Annotated in this window: 15 protein-coding genes, 1 tRNA gene and 1 other RNA gene; 11 read left to right on the top strand and 6 right to left on the bottom strand. The window is 59.1% G+C overall.

Annotated features, from left to right (window positions below):
• Positions 1 to 185 precede the first annotated feature (185 nt).
• Genes FGQ67_RS05275 through FGQ67_RS05285 form a run of 3 tightly spaced genes read left to right on the top strand, consistent with a single transcriptional unit; the run spans position 186 to position 4424 of the window.
• Positions 186 to 686 carry a MarR family winged helix-turn-helix transcriptional regulator gene (locus tag FGQ67_RS05275; protein ID WP_117648383.1) on the top strand — a complete coding sequence of 167 codons (501 nt, stop codon included), beginning with the start codon at positions 186 to 188 and terminating at the stop codon, positions 684 to 686.
• The gene (locus FGQ67_RS05280) at positions 686 to 2410 is read left to right on the top strand and encodes an ABC transporter ATP-binding protein (protein ID WP_138340472.1); all 1725 of its coding nucleotides are present in this window, start codon (positions 686 to 688) and stop codon (positions 2408 to 2410) included. Before FGQ67_RS05275 ends, FGQ67_RS05280 begins: the two co-directional genes overlap by 1 nt.
• 1 nt (position 2411) lies before the next feature.
• Entirely contained in the window at positions 2412 to 4424 is a 2013-nt protein-coding gene (locus FGQ67_RS05285) for an ABC transporter ATP-binding protein (protein WP_212746007.1), read from the top strand.
• 112 nt (positions 4425 to 4536) lie between these two features.
• Here FGQ67_RS05285 and cysE read toward each other — a convergent pair whose 3' ends face one another.
• A complete protein-coding gene (gene cysE / locus FGQ67_RS05290; protein WP_138340473.1) occupies positions 4537 to 5241 on the bottom strand; it encodes a serine O-acetyltransferase in 705 nt (234 codons plus the stop codon).
• A 223-nt stretch (positions 5242 to 5464) separates the two neighbouring features.
• Between cysE and FGQ67_RS05295 the strand changes: the two genes are divergently transcribed.
• Complete coding sequence (locus FGQ67_RS05295) at positions 5465 to 6112, top strand: DedA family protein (RefSeq protein ID WP_138340474.1); 648 nt, start codon at positions 5465 to 5467, stop codon at positions 6110 to 6112.
• A 101-nt stretch (positions 6113 to 6213) separates the two neighbouring features.
• Here the strand turns inward: FGQ67_RS05295 and FGQ67_RS05300 are convergent, their stop codons facing one another.
• Positions 6214 to 7029 (bottom strand): DUF6591 domain-containing protein, encoded by an 816-nt coding sequence (locus FGQ67_RS05300; protein WP_138340475.1) that lies wholly within the window; start codon positions 7027 to 7029, stop codon positions 6214 to 6216.
• A gap of 168 nt (positions 7030 to 7197) precedes the next feature.
• On the opposite strand from FGQ67_RS05300, the gene FGQ67_RS05305 reads away from it, so the two are divergent.
• Both FGQ67_RS05305 and FGQ67_RS05310 read left to right on the top strand, forming a co-directional pair.
• Positions 7198 to 7821: a hypothetical protein gene (locus FGQ67_RS05305; protein ID WP_138340476.1), complete on the top strand. Its 624-nt coding sequence runs from the start codon at positions 7198 to 7200 to the stop codon at positions 7819 to 7821.
• A gap of 12 nt (positions 7822 to 7833) precedes the next feature.
• On the top strand, positions 7834 to 9030 hold the full coding sequence (locus FGQ67_RS05310; RefSeq protein WP_138340477.1) for an SPFH domain-containing protein: 1197 nt from the start codon (positions 7834 to 7836) through the stop codon (positions 9028 to 9030).
• Positions 9031 to 9098: 68 nt separating this feature from the next.
• On the opposite strand, the gene FGQ67_RS05315 is transcribed toward FGQ67_RS05310, so the two are convergent.
• A complete protein-coding gene (locus tag FGQ67_RS05315) occupies positions 9099 to 10742 on the bottom strand; it encodes a serine/threonine-protein kinase (RefSeq protein WP_138340478.1) in 1644 nt (547 codons plus the stop codon).
• A 132-nt stretch (positions 10743 to 10874) separates the two neighbouring features.
• Positions 10875 to 11327 carry a helix-turn-helix domain-containing protein gene (locus FGQ67_RS05320; protein ID WP_138340479.1) on the bottom strand — a complete coding sequence of 151 codons (453 nt, stop codon included), beginning with the start codon at positions 11325 to 11327 and terminating at the stop codon, positions 10875 to 10877.
• A 335-nt stretch (positions 11328 to 11662) separates the two neighbouring features.
• On the opposite strand from FGQ67_RS05320, the gene FGQ67_RS05325 reads away from it, so the two are divergent.
• Entirely contained in the window at positions 11663 to 12715 is a 1053-nt protein-coding gene (locus FGQ67_RS05325) for a branched-chain amino acid aminotransferase (protein ID WP_035138743.1), read from the top strand.
• Positions 12716 to 13194: 479 nt separating this feature from the next.
• Here FGQ67_RS05325 and FGQ67_RS05330 read toward each other — a convergent pair whose 3' ends face one another.
• A complete protein-coding gene (locus tag FGQ67_RS05330; RefSeq protein ID WP_082421874.1) occupies positions 13195 to 13746 on the bottom strand; it encodes a LemA family protein in 552 nt (183 codons plus the stop codon).
• Between the two features lie 211 nt (positions 13747 to 13957).
• Here FGQ67_RS05330 and FGQ67_RS05335 point away from each other — a divergent pair, with 211 nt between their 5' ends.
• Entirely contained in the window at positions 13958 to 14542 is a 585-nt protein-coding gene (locus tag FGQ67_RS05335) for a TetR/AcrR family transcriptional regulator (RefSeq protein WP_158551589.1), read from the top strand.
• Positions 14543 to 14545: 3 nt separating this feature from the next.
• Here the strand turns inward: FGQ67_RS05335 and FGQ67_RS05340 are convergent.
• Positions 14546 to 14635, bottom strand: a tRNA-Ser gene (locus FGQ67_RS05340).
• A gap of 51 nt (positions 14636 to 14686) precedes the next feature.
• Between FGQ67_RS05340 and tadA the strand changes: the two genes are divergently transcribed.
• The 3 genes from tadA (at position 14687) to ffs (ending at position 18610) form a co-directional block, all read left to right on the top strand.
• The gene (tadA, locus tag FGQ67_RS05345) at positions 14687 to 16468 is read left to right on the top strand and encodes a tRNA adenosine(34) deaminase TadA (RefSeq protein ID WP_138340481.1); all 1782 of its coding nucleotides are present in this window, start codon (positions 14687 to 14689) and stop codon (positions 16466 to 16468) included.
• Positions 16469 to 16616: 148 nt separating this feature from the next.
• On the top strand, positions 16617 to 18311 hold the full coding sequence (locus FGQ67_RS05350; RefSeq protein ID WP_212746008.1) for a vWA domain-containing protein: 1695 nt from the start codon (positions 16617 to 16619) through the stop codon (positions 18309 to 18311).
• A gap of 203 nt (positions 18312 to 18514) precedes the next feature.
• Positions 18515 to 18610: signal recognition particle sRNA small type (gene ffs / locus FGQ67_RS05355), an RNA gene on the top strand.
• Positions 18611 to 18817 lie beyond the last annotated feature (207 nt).

Here is an 18817-nt window from a genome sequence, read left to right on the forward strand (position 1 = left end):
TTGCCTACCCGGATTCGCGCCTCAGGACTCAGCGCAACGCGTTGCGCTGAGTCCTGAGGCTGTTGCAATGAAAATGATAATCAAGGTGCACGCGTTTGCGGAGAGCCTGTTGACGATAGTCAAAACTCGGACTAATCTAGAGATATAAAATTGGTCAAAAATCGGACAATCGAATGGTGGGATAGATGAATAGTGCGGTTACGCTGGTCGACTTCGACCGGTTGCTCAATGGACTCGACCATATCTATTCGGAGTTCTCGCGCGCCTGCGGCCTTTCGGACTGCGCTTACTGGATGCTCGTCGATACCAGCACGGCGGGCGGCAGTATTGCCGTAAGCCGTCTGACAAGCGAATGGTTCTACAGCAAGCAGACCATCAACTCGGCCATTAAAACCTTGACGGCGCGGGGCTTCGCAACGTTGGAGTTTGCCGAAGGCAGTCGTAAGAACAAGGTTGTGAGCCTGACTGAAGAGGGCAGGCGATTTGCCGAGCGTTATGCGCTGCCGGCACTCAAGGCCGAGCAGCGAGCCTTTGGCGCGCTTGAGCCGTGTGAGCAGCGCGAGATTATGCGCTTGATCGGAAAATTCTCTCAGGTGCTCGGTGAGGAGTGCGAGGCATTTAAGCAGCATATCGCTGCCGAGAGCCAAGCCGAGAATCAAGGTGAGGGGGAGTCGTGCGACTGTTAATGAGGTTTCTGAAGCCCTATCGAGGGCTTATCGCAGTGACGCTGCTGGTGCTGCTGGTTGATAACGTCGGCACGCTGTTGGTTCCCACGATGCTGGCGAACATGGTCAACACCGGTATCACCACGGGTGATGTCGACTACATTTTGCGCAATGGCCTCTACATGCTTATCGCGACCGGCATGGCCAGCGGCGGCGCGGTGCTGGGCTGCTATCTTTCGGCGCGCTTGGCCGCCAACGTGGCCCGCGATATCCGCAATGCCGTGTACGACAAGTCGCTCGAGCTCGCGGCCAGCGACTTTGAGCGCTTTGGCACCGGATCGATGATCACGCGCTCGCTCAACGACATCAACGTGATTCAGCAGGCGATTCTGCAGACGATTCAGCTGGTGCTGCCCGTGCCGTTTTTGGCTGTGGCGGGCATCATCTTCGCCTGGTTTATCGATCCTGCCATGGGCACGCTTCTGGGCGTCGTGGTTGCGATTGTGCTGGTGGCGGCGGTCTTTACGGTTGCCAACGCGGCTCCGATCTTTATGCGCTTGCAGAGCTTTATCGACCGCATGAACGTGGTGCTGCGCGAAAACATCGTGGGCGTGCGCGTCATCCGTGCGTTTAACAAGGAGCGTCACGAGGAGCGGCGCCTGGACGAGGTGTTCAGCGACTACGCCGCCAACGCCATCAAAGTCAACCACCTGTTTGTGGGCCTCGACAGCTCAAGCTTCTTTTTGATGAACATCGCCGAGGTGGCGGTGCTGTGGGTTGGCGGCAACCGCGTGGGCGCCCACGCCATGCAGATCGCGAGCATCTCGGCGGTGCTGGAGTACGCGCTTCTGATCCTGTTCTTTGTGATGATGGCGCAGATGGTGGTGCTAACGCTGCCACGCGCCGCGGCATGTCTAAGCCGTGCACAGCAAGTGCTGGAGATTGAGCCGAGCATCGTCGATGGCCAGCGTACGCTTGATGCGGCCGCGTCCGACTCAAAGGACGGGGCTGATGCGGTTGCCGTGTTCGATCATATGTCGTTTCGCTTTGACGACGCCGATGAGGACACCCTGTGCGACCTGAGCTTTGCCTGTCGTCGCGGTCAGACGACCGCGATTGTGGGCTCGACGGGCTCGGGCAAGTCGACGGTGGCAAAGCTTCTGCTGCGTTTTCACGATGCCACCAAGGGTGCCATTCGCCTGGACGGCGTCGACCTGCGCGAGCTTTCGCAAGACGAGATTCGCGGGCGCATTGCCTACGTCCCGCAGAAGGCATGGCTGTTCTCGGGCACCGTGGCAAGCAATTTGCGCTTTGGCAACGAAGACGCGACCGAGGCCGATATGCTCCACGCGCTCCAGGTTGCCCAGAGCACCTTTGTGCTCGATCAGCCGCAGGGGCTCGATACCCCGGTGGCGCAGGGTGGCACGAACTTTTCGGGCGGTCAGCGCCAGCGCCTGGCCATTGTCCGCGCCCTCATGAAGCATGCCGATCTGTATATCTTCGATGACAGTTTTTCGGCCTTGGACTTTAAGACCGATGCGGCGCTGCGCCATGCGCTGCAGGAGGAGACGCGCGACGCTGCGGTGCTCATCATCGCGCAGCGCATCTCGACGATCTTGCATGCCGACCAGATCGTGGTGCTCAAGGACGGCGAGGTCGTGGGCCTGGGCACGCACGACGAGCTCATGGAAACCTGCGAGGTGTACCGCGCTATCGCGGAATCGCAGATGAAGGGAGGTGAGTAGCATGACCGAGGAGCTCAAGAAGTGCAGCGATGCTATCGATTCGAACGATTCGGACGCCGCTGAGAAAACGGTCGACCAGGCTGCCGCGGTGCTCGAGCTGGATGACGCCATCAAGGCGGCCGAGCGCGAGGCTCGTCGCCAGGCGCTGTACGAGGAAAACGAGCGTGCCGAGGACGAACGTGCCCGTGCCGAGGCAGAACGTATGCGCGACGTGGACGACGAAGACGAGGACGAGACGCCCCGGGATACCTGGGCGACGGTGCGCCGCTTGTGGGGCGAGGCCGCCGGCGACCATTGGCGCTTTTACATCGTGTTTGCGAGCATCGTGTTCTACGTCATCTTTAACACCGCCGCGCCGGCGTACAGCGCTCACGTCATCGACGAGCTGTGGGGGCATATGCAGGTGGCGTTTGCCAACGGAACCACCTTCAACATCACCTGGGAGAACTGCGGCAAGACCATCTTCGTCTACTTTATGATCTGGACTGCCGCTGCCTCGTTCTATGCGCTCCAGAGCTTTTTGATGTCGAGCGTGGCCGAACGCCTCAACCTGCGTCTACGCAACCGCATCGCACAAAAGCTCAATCGTCTGCCGCTTGCCTTCTTTGACGCGCATCGTCCCGGTGAGGTCGTCAGCCGTGCGACCAACGACTTGGACAAGATGTCCGAGAGCATGCAGCGCGGATTGCTGCAGCTGCTTGTGTCGATCGGCACCGTGACGGGTGCCATCATCATGATGTTCGTCTATAGCGTTAAGCTCACGCTCGTCTTTTTGGGCTTCACGGCCCTGTCGCTGCTGGTGACCAAAGTGGTTTCGCGCCGCACGCATGATGTAACGGGCGAACGCCAGGAGTGGGTGTCCAAGATTACGAGCGCGGTCGAGGAGGGCTACTCGGGCCGTCTGGTGATTCGCGCGTTTAACCGCGAGCGTCAGAGTTCTGCCGAAGTGCATGAGGCCTCGAGGGAGCTAGCGCGCGTGAGTACCAAGGCCGACTTTATGATCAATGCCGTCGGCCCCGCGGTGCGCTTTATCGGCCGCTTGGCGCAGATCGTGATCGCGCTGGTGGGCTGTAGCATGCTGGTCGCCGGTCACATGACCGTCGGCGTGTTCCAGGCGTTCTTCCAGTTTATCTACGAGGCCTCCGAACCCATGACGCAGCTGTCGTTTACCTTCAACTCGCTGCAGAGCGCGCTGGCGAGTGCAGAGCGCGTGTTCGACCTGCTCGACGAGCCCGAGATGGAGGCCGACCCGCTGCCGGACGAGGCTGCCAAGCTTCCGGGTCGCGTTGAGGGCCGTGTCGCTTTTGAGCACGTGCGCTTTGGCTATTCGCCTGACAAGCCGCTTATGCGCGACGTGTCGTTTACCGCCGAGCCGGGTCAGAAGATTGCGGTGGTGGGAACCACGGGTGCGGGTAAGACCACGCTCATCAACCTGCTCATGCGCTTTTACGAAATCGACGGCGGCCGCATTACGCTCGACGGCGTGGACACGAGCCGTATGGACCGCGGCGAGCTGCGCCAGCAGTTTGGCATGGTGCTGCAGGACGCCTGGCTGTTCGATGGCACGATTGCCGAAAACATCGCCTATGGCTGTCCCGAGGCGACGCGCGATGAGATCGTGGCGGCCGCACGCGCCGCGCAGGTCGACTTCTTTGTGCGCACCATGCCGCAGGGTTATGACACGCGGGTGGCCAACGATGCCGAGAGCATTAGCCAGGGCCAGCGCCAGCTGCTGACCATTGCGCGCGTGCTGCTCAACAACCCGGCGATTCTCATCCTGGACGAGGCGACCTCAAGCGTGGACACGCGCACTGAGCTTGCCATCGGCCGCGCCATGGACGCGCTCATGCGCGGGCGCACGAGCTTTGTGATCGCGCACCGCCTGTCGACGATCGTGGATGCCGACCTGATCTTGGTCATGGATCATGGCAACATTATCGAGCAGGGCACGCATAAGGAACTATTGGCTGCCGAGGGCGCTTATGCCGACCTCTACCTAAGCCAGTTCGCATAAGGTGGCAAAGGGACAGTCCCGCATGTCACATCGAAAAGAAGGCGCGCCGGGAGCGGATTCCCTGGCGCGCCTTTTGCGTCGGTGCCGATGTTGTTTTGTGCCGCTCGCGTTCCTAGCGTTCGTCCACAAGTTTGGCAACGAGGGCCTTAAGCTCGGCCACCTCTTTCTCGAGCTCTTTGACGCGGCGGGCGTTCTCGGTGATGCCTTGACGGTTGAGCGCAGACTGCTCGGCGGCATCGTCGGGCATGTACTCGCGATGCTGCTTGGCGTCGAAGCTCTCCTCGAACACGCGGCAGCCGTTGCGCTTGATGATGCGGCCTGGCACGCCCACGACGGTGCAGTTGTCGGGCACGTCCTTGACGACAACCGAGTTGCCGCCGATCTTGACGTTGTTGCCGATGCGAATGTTGCCGAGCACCTTGGCGCCCGTGCCTACAGTGACGTTATTGCCCAGGGTGGGGTGGCGCTTGCCGGTCTCGTTGCCGGTGCCGCCGAGCGTGACGCCCTGGTAGAGCACGCAGTTGTCGCCCACGATGGTGGTTTCGCCGATGACGACGCCCATGGCGTGGTCGATAAAGAAATGTTTGCCGATCTGTGCAGCGGGGTGAATCTCGACGCCGGTGATATGGCGAGTGATTTGCGAGAGCACACGGGCGAGCGAGCGATGACCGTGCTCCCACAGCCAGTGCTCGGGCACGTGGTTCCACTTGGCGTGCAGGCCGGGATAGGAAAGGAAGATGACTAGACCGTTTTGCGCGGCGGGGTCCTGCGCCTGGACGGTCTTGATGTCCTCGCGAATGGTATTGATAAAGCTCACCGGCCGCCCTCCCTTAGCGCCATGGCAATGCGGTTCAATAAAGTATAGCGATTCGCTAGGGATTAGGAAGGACAATCTTGATGGCATTGCGCAACAGGTGTCAGTTATGCAAACTTGCTGGTAATGGAGTCATGCTTTTGTGGGGTTGCGCACGAGGGGGCGCCGCAACCGTATACTGGTCAACTTGGACGTATCCGCGCCCACAACTGAGAGGTTTTACTTCATGGGTTTCATCAATTTTATCGCCGAGCTGCTCAAAGACCCGCGCACCGCGATTGCCAGCTGGATCGCCGCCGGCCCGCTTATGGCCTACGGCTGCGTGTTCCTCATTATCTTCATTGAGACAGGCGTGGTGTTCTTCCCGTTTCTCCCTGGCGATTCACTACTGTTTGCTTCGGGCTTCTTTGCCCACAACGGTGGCTTTAACATCGTGGCGCTTCTGGCCACCGCATGGGCGGCTGCCATTTTGGGTGATCAGTGCAACTTTATGATCGGTCACTTCTTTGGCAAAAAGATCATCGCTTCGGGCAAGGTCAAGGCCATGACGCCCGAGCGCATTAAAAAGTCCGAGGATTTCTTGGACAAGTGGGGTCACCTGGCCATCTTCCTGGGCCGCTTCTTCCCGTTTATTCGCACCTTTGTGCCCTTTATCGCCGGTATGGGCGGCATGCACTGGCGTAACTTCGTTATCTTTAACGTGCTGGGCGGCATTACCTGGTCGACGCTCTTTACGCTGCTGGGCTACTTCTTTGGCGGTATCCCCTTTGTGCAGGAGCACTTTGAGCTACTGATCGTCGGCATCGTTGCCGTATCGATCATCCCGACCGTGGTCGGTTTGGTCAAGGCCAAGCTCGGGAAGAAGAGCGCCTAAGCGTTTGAAAAAACCGATTGCAACGAAAAAAGGGCCCGTCACCGCTTACGGTGACGGGCCCTTTTTTCGTTTATAGCTGGCGTGCGACGTGTTGCTTGTGCTTACTGGACTTCGCTCAGCTTCTGCAGCACGCGCCCTTGGACCTCAAGGTAGTAGGCCTGGTCCTCGGCGGACAGCGAGCTTTCGTCAACGCTGTCGAACTTTTGCGACCATTCGCTGTACTGCTGCATCATCGATCCGTAGTCGGCAAGCATCGAAGCGGTGTCGTCTGAATTCTCGTACTTCTTCATGAACTCGACGTAGCTGTTCATAAACTGCTCGTAGCCGTCCATCATGGCACGGAAGTCAGAAGAGGACGTGGCCGGGGCATCGACGGGAGTGTCGGTAGAGTCATCGGCGGAGTTTTCACTGTCCGTATTTACGGACTCATCAGCCGATGCCTGAGCCTTGTTCAGTGTGATTTCGAGGGTTTTATCCTCGCCGTCAAACGAGAGGCTAAGCCCAGCGCCGCTCGGAGCTTTGGCTTTAAAGTAATCGGTGCCTTCGCCGGAGAAATCTGTATAGCCTGCATCCTTGCACGATTGGATGTAGTCGTCGTAATCAGAGTGCGTTATCTCCTGCAGCGTTGCATAGAAATAGGTGTCGCTGTTGTTGCTGATCTCACCCTTGTTTGTCTTGGGCTTGGGCAGTTCGGTCGCGAGGCCGCTGCTGGGCCAGGTGAACGTGCCGACGGTCTTTGAGGGGCTCGAAGAGTCGCAGCCGCTCACGCACGAGCTGATGCGTGCCAAGATAATCAGGATAACAAACACCGCCAGAACGATCGGCCATTTCTTCTTGCCTTTGGGCGGCTTGCCGTCGGGTGTCGACACCGTTTGGGGGACGCCATTATCCCCGCTGCCTGAAGCTTCCCAATCCATAGTTGTTCCTTCCCTCGATATGGATGACACTGCTTCGAATTGTGGCTGTGGGCTGCGGGGATTTCATCAGCTGTCAACTGAATCCGGTGAGAAATTCAGTTGGCAGCTGATGAAATTATTTGCCCGGTGTTTAGGATGAGAGGAAAACGTTGGACGGGGGATGACGGCGTGGACGAGTACAATCTGGCGCCCGGCGAACTCATCATCATGCAGGCCTCAAATGTGCGCTTGGGCGTTGGCTCTGGTAGCGAGGCTCTCGATGAGATCGTGCTTACAAATATGAATCTAATCTTGGTCGTAACGGTCTCCGAGGGGCTGTTTAAAACTCGACGCTACCTCAAGCGCTGCCCGCTCGATTCGATTCTGTGCTCGGCGGACGTTCCCCAGGCTATCGCCGCGCGCGTGAATAGTACGCCGGTGCTGCGAGTCGCATTTTCGGAGGAGACCGTTACAGTGAGCTTTACCGAAGGCGGCAAGCGCCTTGCCGACCGTTGGGCCGAAAGCGTGCGCCGCGCGGCGGCGGGCAACATCGATGCCATCGATACTTCGGAGCTTCCCTCGGGCACTGCGGCAGAGATTGCCGATTTTGTTGACGGTGCCATGGGCGTTGTCGGGGCAGTTGGCGACTCCATTGGCAGTGCCCTGGGCGCTACCCTGAAGGTGCAAAAGCCTCACGCCGAGAAAATGGCCGAAAAGGCGACGGCAAAGTGTCCCGGATGCCATGCACCCGTCGCGGGACGTAAAGGTCAAGGCGTTGTTTGTTCGTACTGCGATACCAAGTTTGTGCTGTAGGGTGAGGTAGCTGTGGGTATTGTGAATGTTGCCATCGACTCGCTCGGTGGCGTGCTCGCCGATCAATGGAAAGATATTGTCACGGCTGGTCATTTTGACGAGCATGTCGTGGTTGCTCCGGGGGTGCGTAAGGTCGGGCAAAACGGGCGCGGCGGAAACTACGGATCGAATGACGTTCTGTCCAATGGGTCGCTCATTTTTGTTCCCGAGAACACCGCGGCGTTTATCTTTAGCCAGGCGGGCATCGAGCAGATAATAACGGAGCCGGGCGGTTTTGAGTATCGCGACGGCGAGGCTTCGGTTTTTGATGACCGTGACCGCGAGGAGCAGGGCGTTCTCAAAATGGTCTTGGGGCAGGCGGCCCGTCGTGTCGGCTATGCGGGCATGTCGCCGTCACAGAAGCGTGTAGCGTTTGTCAATCTGCGTGAAATCCGCGGTATTAAGTTTGGTACGCGTGGGCCGCTCGCGTATAACGACTTGTTTTACGGTGCGGATCTTGAGGTCTTCGCGTATGGTCAGCTGTCGCTGCAAGTAGTGGATGCCGAGCGCTTTATCAGGAATTTTCTTCCTGCGAACACCTATAGCTATTCGTTTGACGATCCGCGCGCACGAAGCATGCTGATTGCAGAGTTCCTGGCTTCGCTCATTGTGGCCACGAACGCCTTGTCGTCCGAGGTCCGGATTTCGCAGCTGCCTTCACACGTCAACGAAATTCGTCACATGGTCCTGGATGAGGGCGACAACGCGGGGACATGGCAAGGCCGCTTTGGCATCAAGCTTGCGCAGGTCGCCATCGAAAATATCGAATTCTCCGATGACTCGCGCGAGCTTATCAAGAGCTATGCGAAAAAGAAGCTGGATGTTAGTGCTTACGAGGGGGTTTCTAAGCAGGCGGCCGATGTGGCGGCTCAGCAGATGATTGCTGAGGGCGTGCGCGAGAACGGGTTTGGTGCTGCGGGTGGCATGGTGCTCGGCATGGGGCTGGCGGGAATGCTCAACCCCCGTAACGCTTCTGTAAAAGGCGGCGCGGGCGCGGTCTGTGCGCCGGATACGACGGAACCCAAGGAGGCACCGGAGGACGGTGTCGAGGCTGCTCAAACGCTTGAGGGTCAAATAGAGGCCGTAAAGAAATTTAAAGAGCTTCTCGATGCCGGGATTTTGACGCAAGAGGAGTTTGATGCCAAGAAGCGCGAGATTCTCGGGCTGTAGAAGTGTGGAAGGGCCAGCGTGATGCTGGCCCTTCTTTGTGTCATGGAATCATTCGAGGTGCCCCGGCCCTACCACTGGGCGGCGTAGATATCGCAGCTTGCGTGCGCGGGCGGATTGTTGACGTCGATCGAAACGGGAACCGTGGAGCCGACGGCGGGGCAGTCGCAGAAATTGTTATAGCCGGCAACGATATTGCCCTGCTTGTCGCGCAGGATGGCCGATAGGAACACCTGAGTCTTATCAAAGCCGCTCGGGGCGCTTTGGAGTTTGAGCTTTGCCGAGAACGAATACATGCCGTCCGCCTCGGCGGATTCGGCGCTATCGAACAGCTCGTATGTCGGTGCTTCGGTGGCGGTGGCAAGTGCGACGCCGCTGGGTGTGACGGCTTTGAACTCAACGTGTGCGGGAGCGGTGCCGTTACCCGTCTGATCGCCAAAGTAGACGGTCTGGCCGGGCTCGATGGCGCTGAAGGTTTTCTCATCCGTAAAGATCAGATTGTCATCCGCATCGTATCCGTAGATCGTAATGGTGGGAAATGCGATGGCGGCAGAGCCGTCGGAGTTTTTAAGACCGATGCCAAAGTGGACGTATCCGTGCTCACCAACCGACCAACCGGACTCCACGATTGAGAGCTCGGCGGACAGGCGGCTGGTGCCGCTTGCCGTATTTGCCTTTTCGGGAGAGGAGGCGCCGCCGGACTGGCCGGCCTGCGACGAGGATGAGCGCTCGTCGCTGTTTTCCCGAGCGGCGTTAAAGGACGAAATGGCAATCGCGCCGCCAGCTAACAAACAGGCGAGCACTGTGGCGATGAGTATCAGTTTAAGAAGAAGGCTGCCGAGGACCTGAACCCCGGTTTTCTCCGGATTATGCTTCGGGTCGTGCGTCCTTGTCGCCGTTTTGACCTTGTCGGCTTGCTGGTTTGCGCCAGAAGATGCCCCATCGTCTTTTGGTTGGGACGAGCCGGCGAGCACTCCTGCCATCTCGGTCGCAGACTGGAACCGCGCGCTTGGCTCAAACGAGCAGGCACGTGTGATGGCGTGGACAAGCTTCGCGGGTGCATGTTCAAGAATTAACTTAAGCGCTTGCTCGTAAGCCTCGTCGTCAGGTCGGACGCCCGTAAGCGCAAAGCCAAGAACGCGTCCGATGGAGTAGACATCACTTCGCGCATCGGTTTGGGCAAAGCCGTATTGTTCGGGCGAGGCGAACCCCCAAGTTCCGAGGGAGGTCGTGTCCTTGCTTGCCCCTTCGACGCGCATGCGGGCAATACCAAGGTCGATGAGGTGTGCGCCGTTCGCGGCAACCACGATATTGTTGGGGGAAATGTCACGGTGGACGATACCGTGTCTGTGGAGCTCCTCGGCTGCCTCGCAAAGCTCGATGCCAAGCGATGTTGCCTCTTCCGGCGTCAACGGCCCATCGGTTTCGATAACTTTGGAAAGCGACCGACCCGGCACAAAGTCGTAGACGACAACAAAGTGCTCGGGTAGTTCGTAGGTCGCCTCGACGCGGGGAAGGCGGGGCGAGCTGCATTCGGTGAGTGCCGACCATACATTGCGGCGGGCAAGCTCCTGTCGAATCTTCTTTCGCACGAAGGGACCGGCTCCGTCAATCGTAACGAGTTCGGTAATGCCGCCTTCGCCGCGCGCGAGCACCTGTTCGACGCGATAGGTGTCGTCAAGGCTCATGGCATGCATGAGCTGGTTGTCGTTCAAGCCGTCCTCCCTTCATGGTAGCTGGGCAAATGCCCCAAGAATGATATGACAACGATTGTTCTGTTTGTTCAGTTGGCAACTGAATCGCGTATGGAGAGGATGGCGTTACGGGGCTCGCACAGACGTGGGCGTTTATTTGAGTGGGTTGGTTCCCAGAAGCGTTTTTTCGCCCAAGCGGTAGAGCTCGTCATCGGTGCAAGCGCGGCTCATGCCGCGTTCGATGCACCAGATGACGATGGCGTCGCGGCGATCCTTGCACCAAAGCTCGGCGACGCTGTCGAGTCTCAGAAGGCGCTGCGTCTCTCGAAGCGTGCAGCCGATGCCGAGTGCCAACATGATGGCGTGGTCGCGGCCGGGGCGGCTTTTGCCGGCAAAGATGTCGTACACAACGGTCGGGTTAAGGCCCGAGTTGCGTGCGACGTCCGAGCGCTTGATGCGGCGCTCGTCGATGAGGCAGCGCAAGTACGAGGGAAGCGTTTGGTCGACGGTTTCGCCTTCGTCAAGATAGGCGTCGATGCTCGAACTGGCCAACAGCCGCTTGAGCAGGTCTTCCGTCAAGTGTTCGCGTTTGTTCTGAGTTGCCAAGGGGGGCTCCAATCATCGTCTCGACTTTAGAGTATATCGATAGGGCGGTCGCGGGGCGCATGGGGTGAGTGGGCGCCGCGGCTTGGAGGATGCCTATTTACCCCGGTAAATTCCGAAGCAAATGAAAATACTTTACTTAGTTAAAGAAAAGCGTTTTATCAGACGCGTACGGGGAGTACAATCTCGTGCATGCGAATCGACGTGCCATGGGCTTTGGCGTTGCCCGCGTGTCCCGTCCGGCTCTACGCTCCGGGCGTGCGACGTTGCGACGCGGTCGGCCTCGGTCCTTGCATGCGAGTTCGCGAGTATGCAACTGTGTATGTAAGGAGCGACACATGACTGTCGAGAAGAAAGATATCGATTGGGGTAGCCTCGGCTTTGGCTACATGAAGACCGATTACAGCTATGAGGCCCATTGGAAGGACGGCGAGTGGGACGAGGGTGGCCTGACCACCGACCACACCCTGCACGTCTCCGAGTGCGGCGGCATCTTCCATTACTGCCAGGAGGTCTTTGAGGGCCTGAAGGCCTACACCGCCGAGGACGGCAGCATCGTCTGCTTCCGTCCCGACATGAACGCCGAGCGCATGTACAACTCCGCCCAGCGTCTCGAGATGCCCCCGTTCCCCAAGGACAAGTTTGTCGAGGCCGTCAAGCAGGTCGTTTCTGCCAACGCCGCCTGGGTTCCGCCTTTCGGCTCCGGTGCGACCCTGTACGTGCGTCCGTTTATGATCGGCTCCGGTGACGTGATCGGCGTGGCTCCCGCTCCTGAGTACACGTTCCGCATTCTCGTGACCCCGGTCGGTCCGTACTTTAAGGGCGGTCTTAAGCCCGTTAAGCTGCGCGTTTCCGAGTACGACCGCGCTGCACCGCATGGCACCGGTAACATCAAGGCTGGCCTGAACTACGCCATGTCCCTCAAGCCCACGATGGAGGCCCATCGCGAGGGCTATGCCGAGAACCTGTATCTCGACTCCGAGTCCCGCACCTATGTCGAGGAGACCGGTGGCGCCAACGTCCTGTTCGTGAAAGAGGATGGCACGCTCGTCGTTCCGCAGTCGCACACCGACTCCATCCTGCCCTCCATCACCCGTCGTTCGCTCGTTCAGGTCGCTCAGGACCTGGGTATGACCGTCGATCAGCGCCCCGTCGAGTGGGCCGAGGTCAAGGCCGGCACCTTTGTGGAGTGCGGCCTGTGCGGCACCGCTGCCGTCATCTCCCCGGTGGGCGAGATTGACAACAAGGTCTATGGCGCCGACGAGACCGTGACCTTCCCGGCTGGCTACACCGAGATCGGTCCCGTGATGAAGAAGCTCCGCGAGACTCTGACCGGCATCCAGTCTGGTGCTGTCGAGGACAAGCACAACTGGGTTTACACCGTCGCGTAAGCTGTCTTAGCTGTCCGGCCCGAGCGCGGCCTTCCTTTCCGGCGCGACCTCGGACATGAAAGAACCTCCGCTGCGCACTTCGTGCGGCGGAGGTTCTTTCGTCCTGCGGAGTGCGCCGGAAAGGAAGGCCGCGCTTTTGTTTTGGTTCGCGCCATGTGGGGGTGGCGGCGACGTGCATTTTTGCGAGTATTCTGCAATCGAAGGCCCCTGCATACCGACCTCGGGCAAAAAATCGGGATTTCTCGATGTTTTCTACGGATGATGGGCGGGGTTATGGGCTGACAGCGTTTGATTTGCAGGGACATTCGCGGTCTTTGGCATTTATCGTGGCGCCCGAAGCTCTTGGTTATGTTGAATACTCCTAAAAATGCACGGCGCTTAGAGGGGGACCTTCGCGAAAAAGGAAACCGCCCCGTCGAAGTATGCATTCGACGGGGCGGTTTATACATTTGGCCGATTAAGGATACGCTGTCAAACTACTAGAACTTGACGGTCGGGGCCTGGCGGGCTGCTTCGGCGGCCTCGAAGCCCTGGCGCTCCTTAAACTGGAAGATGCCGGCAAAGATGACAGCCGGGAACGTCTGAATGGCGTTGTTGTAGCTGAGCACGCAGTCGTTGTAGCTCTGGCGTGCATAGCTAATCTTGTTCTCGGTATCCTCGAGCGATGCCTGCAGCTGCGTAAAGTTGGTGTTTGCCTTAAGATCGGGATAGGCCTCGGCCACGGCAAAGAGCTGTCGCAGTGCGCCGGTCAGCACGTTGTCGGCTTCCATCTTGGCCTCGGGCGTGGTGGCCTTGACGGCGGTGTTACGCGCGCTGATCACGGCGGAGAGCGTCTCCTGCTCGTGCTTGGCGTAGCCCTTGACGGTCTCGACCAGGTTGGGGATCAGGTCGTTACGGCGCTGCAGCTGCGTATCGATGTTCTGCCAGGCGTTATCGATGCGGTTACGCTTGGTGACCATGTTGTTGTAGATGCCGGCGATGGCGCAGACAATCACAATGACAACAACGATGCCGATGATGACGGTAATCATGATGTCTCCGTTTCGAATGGCCGCGGCGGCATGCGCCAGCTGCCGTTGGTATAACGCTACTAGTATACCCGCAACGTTTTACCGTGCCGAACTTTCCGGTAAGCGTTGTGTTTTCGGCGGGGTTGGCACCGGGGCAAAGCGCGCGAGGTACAGGTGTAAGATATGCGACAGATTGACGAGTGTTGTCTTTGCCCTGAGGATGGCGATACCAGTGGACCTTCGCATCAAGAAAACCTACCGTGCCCTGTTCGATGCCTTTACCGAGCTTCTCGAGGAGCATCGTTTTGAGGACCTGACGGTTGCAATGCTGTGCGACCGCGCCATGATTCGCCGCACGACGTTCTACAAGCACTTTCGCGACAAGAACGATTACTTTGCCTTTTATATCGATGAGCTCATGTCGGGCTTGCCACAAAAACAGCCCGATGAGGCCGGCGCAGTGTCTGCCGAGGACGTGCGCGCGCTTCGGCACGCGATTTTGGACGATGCCATGGATTTGATTCTGGCGCACGAGCAGCTCATGGATAACATTTTGGCAAGCAGCATGTCGGGCATGTTGACCAACGTTATTTGCGACCGTATTGCCCGCTCCATCCGCGAGCGTGTGATGAACGTGCTTGCCGAGGATGCCCTGGCCCCCGTGTCACTCGAGACGACGTCTGAGTTTGTCGCCGGCGGTATTATTCGACTTTTCACGATATGGTGGGAATCGGGCCACGATCTTGAGCGTCGACCCGAGATGGCCGACGTGGTCGATGCGCTGTTTGAGCGGACCATGACGCCGGTGCATCACTAAAAGTGGCGGAGAGAGGGGGATTCGAACCCCCGGAACGCTCTCGCGCTCAACGGTTTTCAAGACCGCCGCATTCAACCGCTCTGCCATCTCTCCGTGAGTCGTAATGATAGCATCGTTTTGAATTTGCAACAGGGAAGGCGAACGATGACGATCACCGAAATCGACGAGAAGTTCATGCGCGAGGCACTGGCCGAGGCGCGCGCCGCCGCGGCGGTGGGCGAGGTGCCCATCGGAGCCGTAGTGGTGCGCGACGGTGAGATCGTCGCGCGGGCGCATAATCGTCGCGAACTCGACCAGGACCCTTCGGCTCATGCCGAGTTTGCGGCCGTGTGCGCCGCTGCCCAGGCGCTTGGCCGCTGGCGCCTTTCCGACTGTACGGTCTATGTGACGTTGGAACCCTGCTGCATGTGCGCAGGCCTTATGGTTAACGCGCGCGTGGGGCGCTGCGTGTATGGCGCGAGCGACGCCAAGGCGGGCGCGTTGGGATCCCTATACGATTTGAATGCCGACTCGCGCCTGAATCATCGGTTTAACGTGACGGCTGGGGTCCTGGCGGCTGAATGCCGCGAGCTGCTGAGTAGCTATTTTGGCGGTCTGCGCGGAGCGGGCGGCGCTGATTGCGGTTGTGGGGCCGATCTTGAAGCACACGCCGCTCACGCCGCAGCGCTTGCAGGTGCCGGTGAGGATGCTGGCACGGCGGTTGACTTTGGTCCTGCGTGCCGCCGACCCCGCCGTGTGCTGTTGGCGATCGACTCCTTTAAGGGCAGCGTTTCGAGCGCGCAGGCGGAGGCGGCGGTTGCCGAAGGCGTGCGCCGCGTTTGGCCCGATGCCGAGCTGAACGCTTTGCCGCTGGCAGATGGTGGCGAGGGAACGCTCGACGCCATCGCCGCGCGTGGTGGCGAGCTTGTGACCTGCGAGGTTGCAGGCCCCTTGGGCGACCTCGTGTCTGCCCGGATGCTGGTTGATGTCGAGCGCGAGTCCGCGGTCATCGAGATGGCCGAGGCGGCCGGCATTGGGTATTCGCCTTGCACGGAGTCGTCGGCGCAGGCTGCTACAACCTATGGCGTGGGCGAGCTTATGCTTCGCGCAGTTCGCACGGGCGCAAGGACACTCTATATTGGTCTGGGCGGCAGTGCCACCAACGACGGTGGCGCCGGCATGCTGCAGGCGCTGGGCGCGCGCGTGGTCGATGATCGGGGCTGCGATGTCGCCCCCGGTCTTGCCGGCCTTGAGCAGGTGGCGAGCGTTGATTTGGCGCCAGCGCTGCAGGCTTTGGGTGGCTCTCGTATCGTTGTGCTTTCGGATGTCGAGAATCCGCTCGTGGGGCGTCGAGGCGCACTGGCGGTGTTTGGCGGGCAGAAGGGCCTGCCGACGGATGATGCCGAGGCGCTGGGCAAGTACGACAGCTGGATGGTCGGCTACGGCCGCTTGCTCGACGCTGCGATTGCCGGAGCTCGAGCCCAGGGGTTGTTGCGCACACCCGAGGGCACACGGACGTTTGGCTCGGTGCTCGGCGTGCCCGGCGCGGGCGCTGCCGGTGGCTTGGGCGCGGCGTTACTGGCGCTCGGTGTGGAGCTACGCTCGGGCGTGGAGACGGTGCTCGATCTGATTGGGTTTGACGAACGCATGCGTGATGTCGACCTGGTCATAACGGGCGAGGGCAATATGGACGAGCAGTCCGCCGCCGGTAAGGCGCCGGTGGGCGTGGCGCGTCTCGCCAAGCGATATAGCAAGCCGGTAGCCGCTGTCGTGGGCGGTCGTGCGGACAACTTGGATGTAGTGTATGAGCAGGGTATTGACTTGGTTTTGCCGATCTGCCGCAAGCCCATGAGCCTTGAGGATGCGCTTGGCATGCAGGAGGCTGTAGCCAATTTGGCGTGCGCAGGCGAGGGGGCTGCCCGAGCATACGATCTTGGTCGCATATAGATATAAATATCCAATCTGATTTGCCTGTCCAGCTCGTTATTTGTAAATATACGTTAATGACGCTGGCATTTTGCGGTCTATACTATTGTCATATCACTGGTTTCGTATCCACCCGTCTGTAAACGGGAAGTGAATGAAAGGAGCTAGGATGCGCAGATTGGGAGGTGCGCTTAAGCGCGCGGCTACGGTTGGTGTGGTGTTGGCGCTGACGTTAGGCATGGCCACTCCGGCGACCATGTCATTCGCAGACGATGCCGCAGGGGACGCCGGACAATCGTCCACGTTGGAGCAGAATCAGAAGATGGCGACCGAGCTCGACGAGAATCTGGAGACGAAGGTCACGCTTTCGTTCCCGGGCAAGCGCGAGGCCGAGCCGTCCGACGTTGTGTTTGTGCTCGATAAGTCGGGCGCTTCCGCGCAGAAGGACATTTACAACCAAGCCAAGCAGTTCCTGGGCCAGATTAGCCAGAAGGCCAAGGATGATGGTCTGGACATCAAGGTCGGCGTAGTCCTCTTCAACAAGAAGGGCAACATCCAGCAGCAGTTGACCGACGTCGTCACGGGTTATGATGACATTCTTGCTGCAATGAATTCGAGCGTTCGCTCCGGCACCAACATGGACGCTGGCCTTCTTGCTGCCAAGAGCATTCTTGACGCGGACACTGCCGTTAAGGCCGAGAACAAGCACGTCATCCTGATCAGCGACGGTGCAACCTACCTTTACTGCAAGAATGGCGATTACGCCACCCCGTATACGAGGTCGTTTGGAAAAGTTGAGGGTGGCAAGAACTTCATGGGTGGCATCTGGGAGTGGCAGTCCCGCGAGTACCATACCAATAACGCCTGGAAGCAGTTCTCTGACGGCTCGAACTTCATTTTTTCGCAGGCCATGAAGAGCCCCGAGAAGCTCGGTGAGTATCTCGCCTACTATCGCGATCAGTACCAGAATTCCGACAAAAACTGGGCTCAGTACGACTACGAGTACACCGCTGAGGCAGCCGATGCCGGAACCACGAATCCTATTCCCATCGATGTTACCGCTCCCTGCAACATCGATGTTGCCTTCTGGAGCACGGATGATACCTTCCAGTCGATGGTCAACGCCGGCTACGACATGAACGTTTACTACAAGAACGCCGCCGACTTTGATGGCCAGGTATTCCTGCAGTACCTCACCAGGAATTCCAACAATGGTCAGCTCGACACCGACTTTGCCGATATCAAGGCTAAGCTTGTTGACAAGATTGCCGCCGGCTCGACGGTCGAGGACTTTATTGGCGCTGACTTTGACTTTGTCAATGATCCCGCCAAGATCAGCCTGACCGCCAACGGCGAGAAGCTTGCCCCCGAGAAAATCGACGACGGTGCCTACGGCTTTGGCAAGCTCGCGAACGGCTCCTATAGGTTCACCTTGGACTACGTGAATGGCGATCAGGAGGTGCTCAAGCTTACGCTGAACGAGGCTGCATCTCCGAGCAAACCTGTCGTGCTCGAGTATAGCGAGCGCTTGGTTAACGTGCCTACCGAGCCCGGTACTCACACTCTTAAGGTCAACGAGAGCGCAATCCTGCAGCCCATTGACGGCAACGGCATGCGCGGCGATGCGTATGAGTTCCCGGTTCCGACGGTTACCTACACGGTTGCTGCTCCCGAGCCTAAGCCCGAGCCCGAGGTTAAACCCACTAAGCCGAGCGATAAGAAGCCCGTCAAGACGACGAAGGGCGAGAAGGGCACCATGCCGATGACGGGTGATACCTTCTCAATTCTGCCCGTCATTGGGCTGGTCGTAGCCGGTGCAGCCGTTTGTGTTGCCGGCATTATCCTTAAGCGCCGTAATCACTAACGGCGTTGACGCCGAACGACGTTTCGCTTCCCAGCGCTTACGCAACGCTTGAATGTTCCCTGCGAAGCAACTGATGGGGCGCGGTCGCATACTTGCGACCGCGCCTTTTTGCTGCCGTGCACTCATGTGGTTTTCCCTTTGACCGCGGGGCATCTTGCTCTGCTGGACGGGAGCAGGTAATATATATCGAGCGCCTAGCGCGTTCGATGGGTTCGGATGACGACATGTTCCGAATCTGGTCAGGTCCGGAAGGAAGCAGCCATAAGGAGCCTCTGTCGGGCATCCGAATCCATCGAGCGCACGGGCGTTTTTTGGTGCCGCGATGCGGTCCCGGTGCCGGCGGGCTGTTTGGTGTCTCGCTGGTCCTCGGCTTTGCCTGCGGGATCGCTCGACTACCAAACAGCCCGCCGGCACCGGGACCACTTCGTCCAAAAATCACCCGTAGAGGGCGCATTTATCTGAAGAATTGAATCTCGTGCTTTGCGGCGCTCGCTGGCTTTGCCAAA

Origin of the sequence: Collinsella aerofaciens (genome assembly GCF_005845035.1) — a bacterium.
Taxonomy (GTDB): domain Bacteria; phylum Actinomycetota; class Coriobacteriia; order Coriobacteriales; family Coriobacteriaceae; genus Collinsella; species Collinsella aerofaciens_I.

Coding starts and splice junctions, on each gene's coding strand:
- FGQ67_RS05275 (WP_117648383.1), top strand. CDS start 186: ATGAATAGTGCGGTTACGCTGGTCGACTTCGACCGGTTGCTCAATGGA.
- FGQ67_RS05280 (WP_138340472.1), top strand. CDS start 686: ATGAGGTTTCTGAAGCCCTATCGAGGGCTTATCGCAGTGACGCTGCTG.
- FGQ67_RS05285 (WP_212746007.1), top strand. CDS start 2,412: ATGACCGAGGAGCTCAAGAAGTGCAGCGATGCTATCGATTCGAACGAT.
- FGQ67_RS05295 (WP_138340474.1), top strand. CDS start 5,465: ATGGGTTTCATCAATTTTATCGCCGAGCTGCTCAAAGACCCGCGCACC.
- FGQ67_RS05300 (WP_138340475.1), bottom strand. CDS start 7,029: ATGGATTGGGAAGCTTCAGGCAGCGGGGATAATGGCGTCCCCCAAACG.
- FGQ67_RS05325 (WP_035138743.1), top strand. CDS start 11,663: ATGACTGTCGAGAAGAAAGATATCGATTGGGGTAGCCTCGGCTTTGGC.
- FGQ67_RS05330 (WP_082421874.1), bottom strand. CDS start 13,746: ATGATTACCGTCATCATCGGCATCGTTGTTGTCATTGTGATTGTCTGC.
- tadA (WP_138340481.1), top strand. CDS start 14,687: ATGACGATCACCGAAATCGACGAGAAGTTCATGCGCGAGGCACTGGCC.
- FGQ67_RS05350 (WP_212746008.1), top strand. CDS start 16,617: ATGCGCAGATTGGGAGGTGCGCTTAAGCGCGCGGCTACGGTTGGTGTG.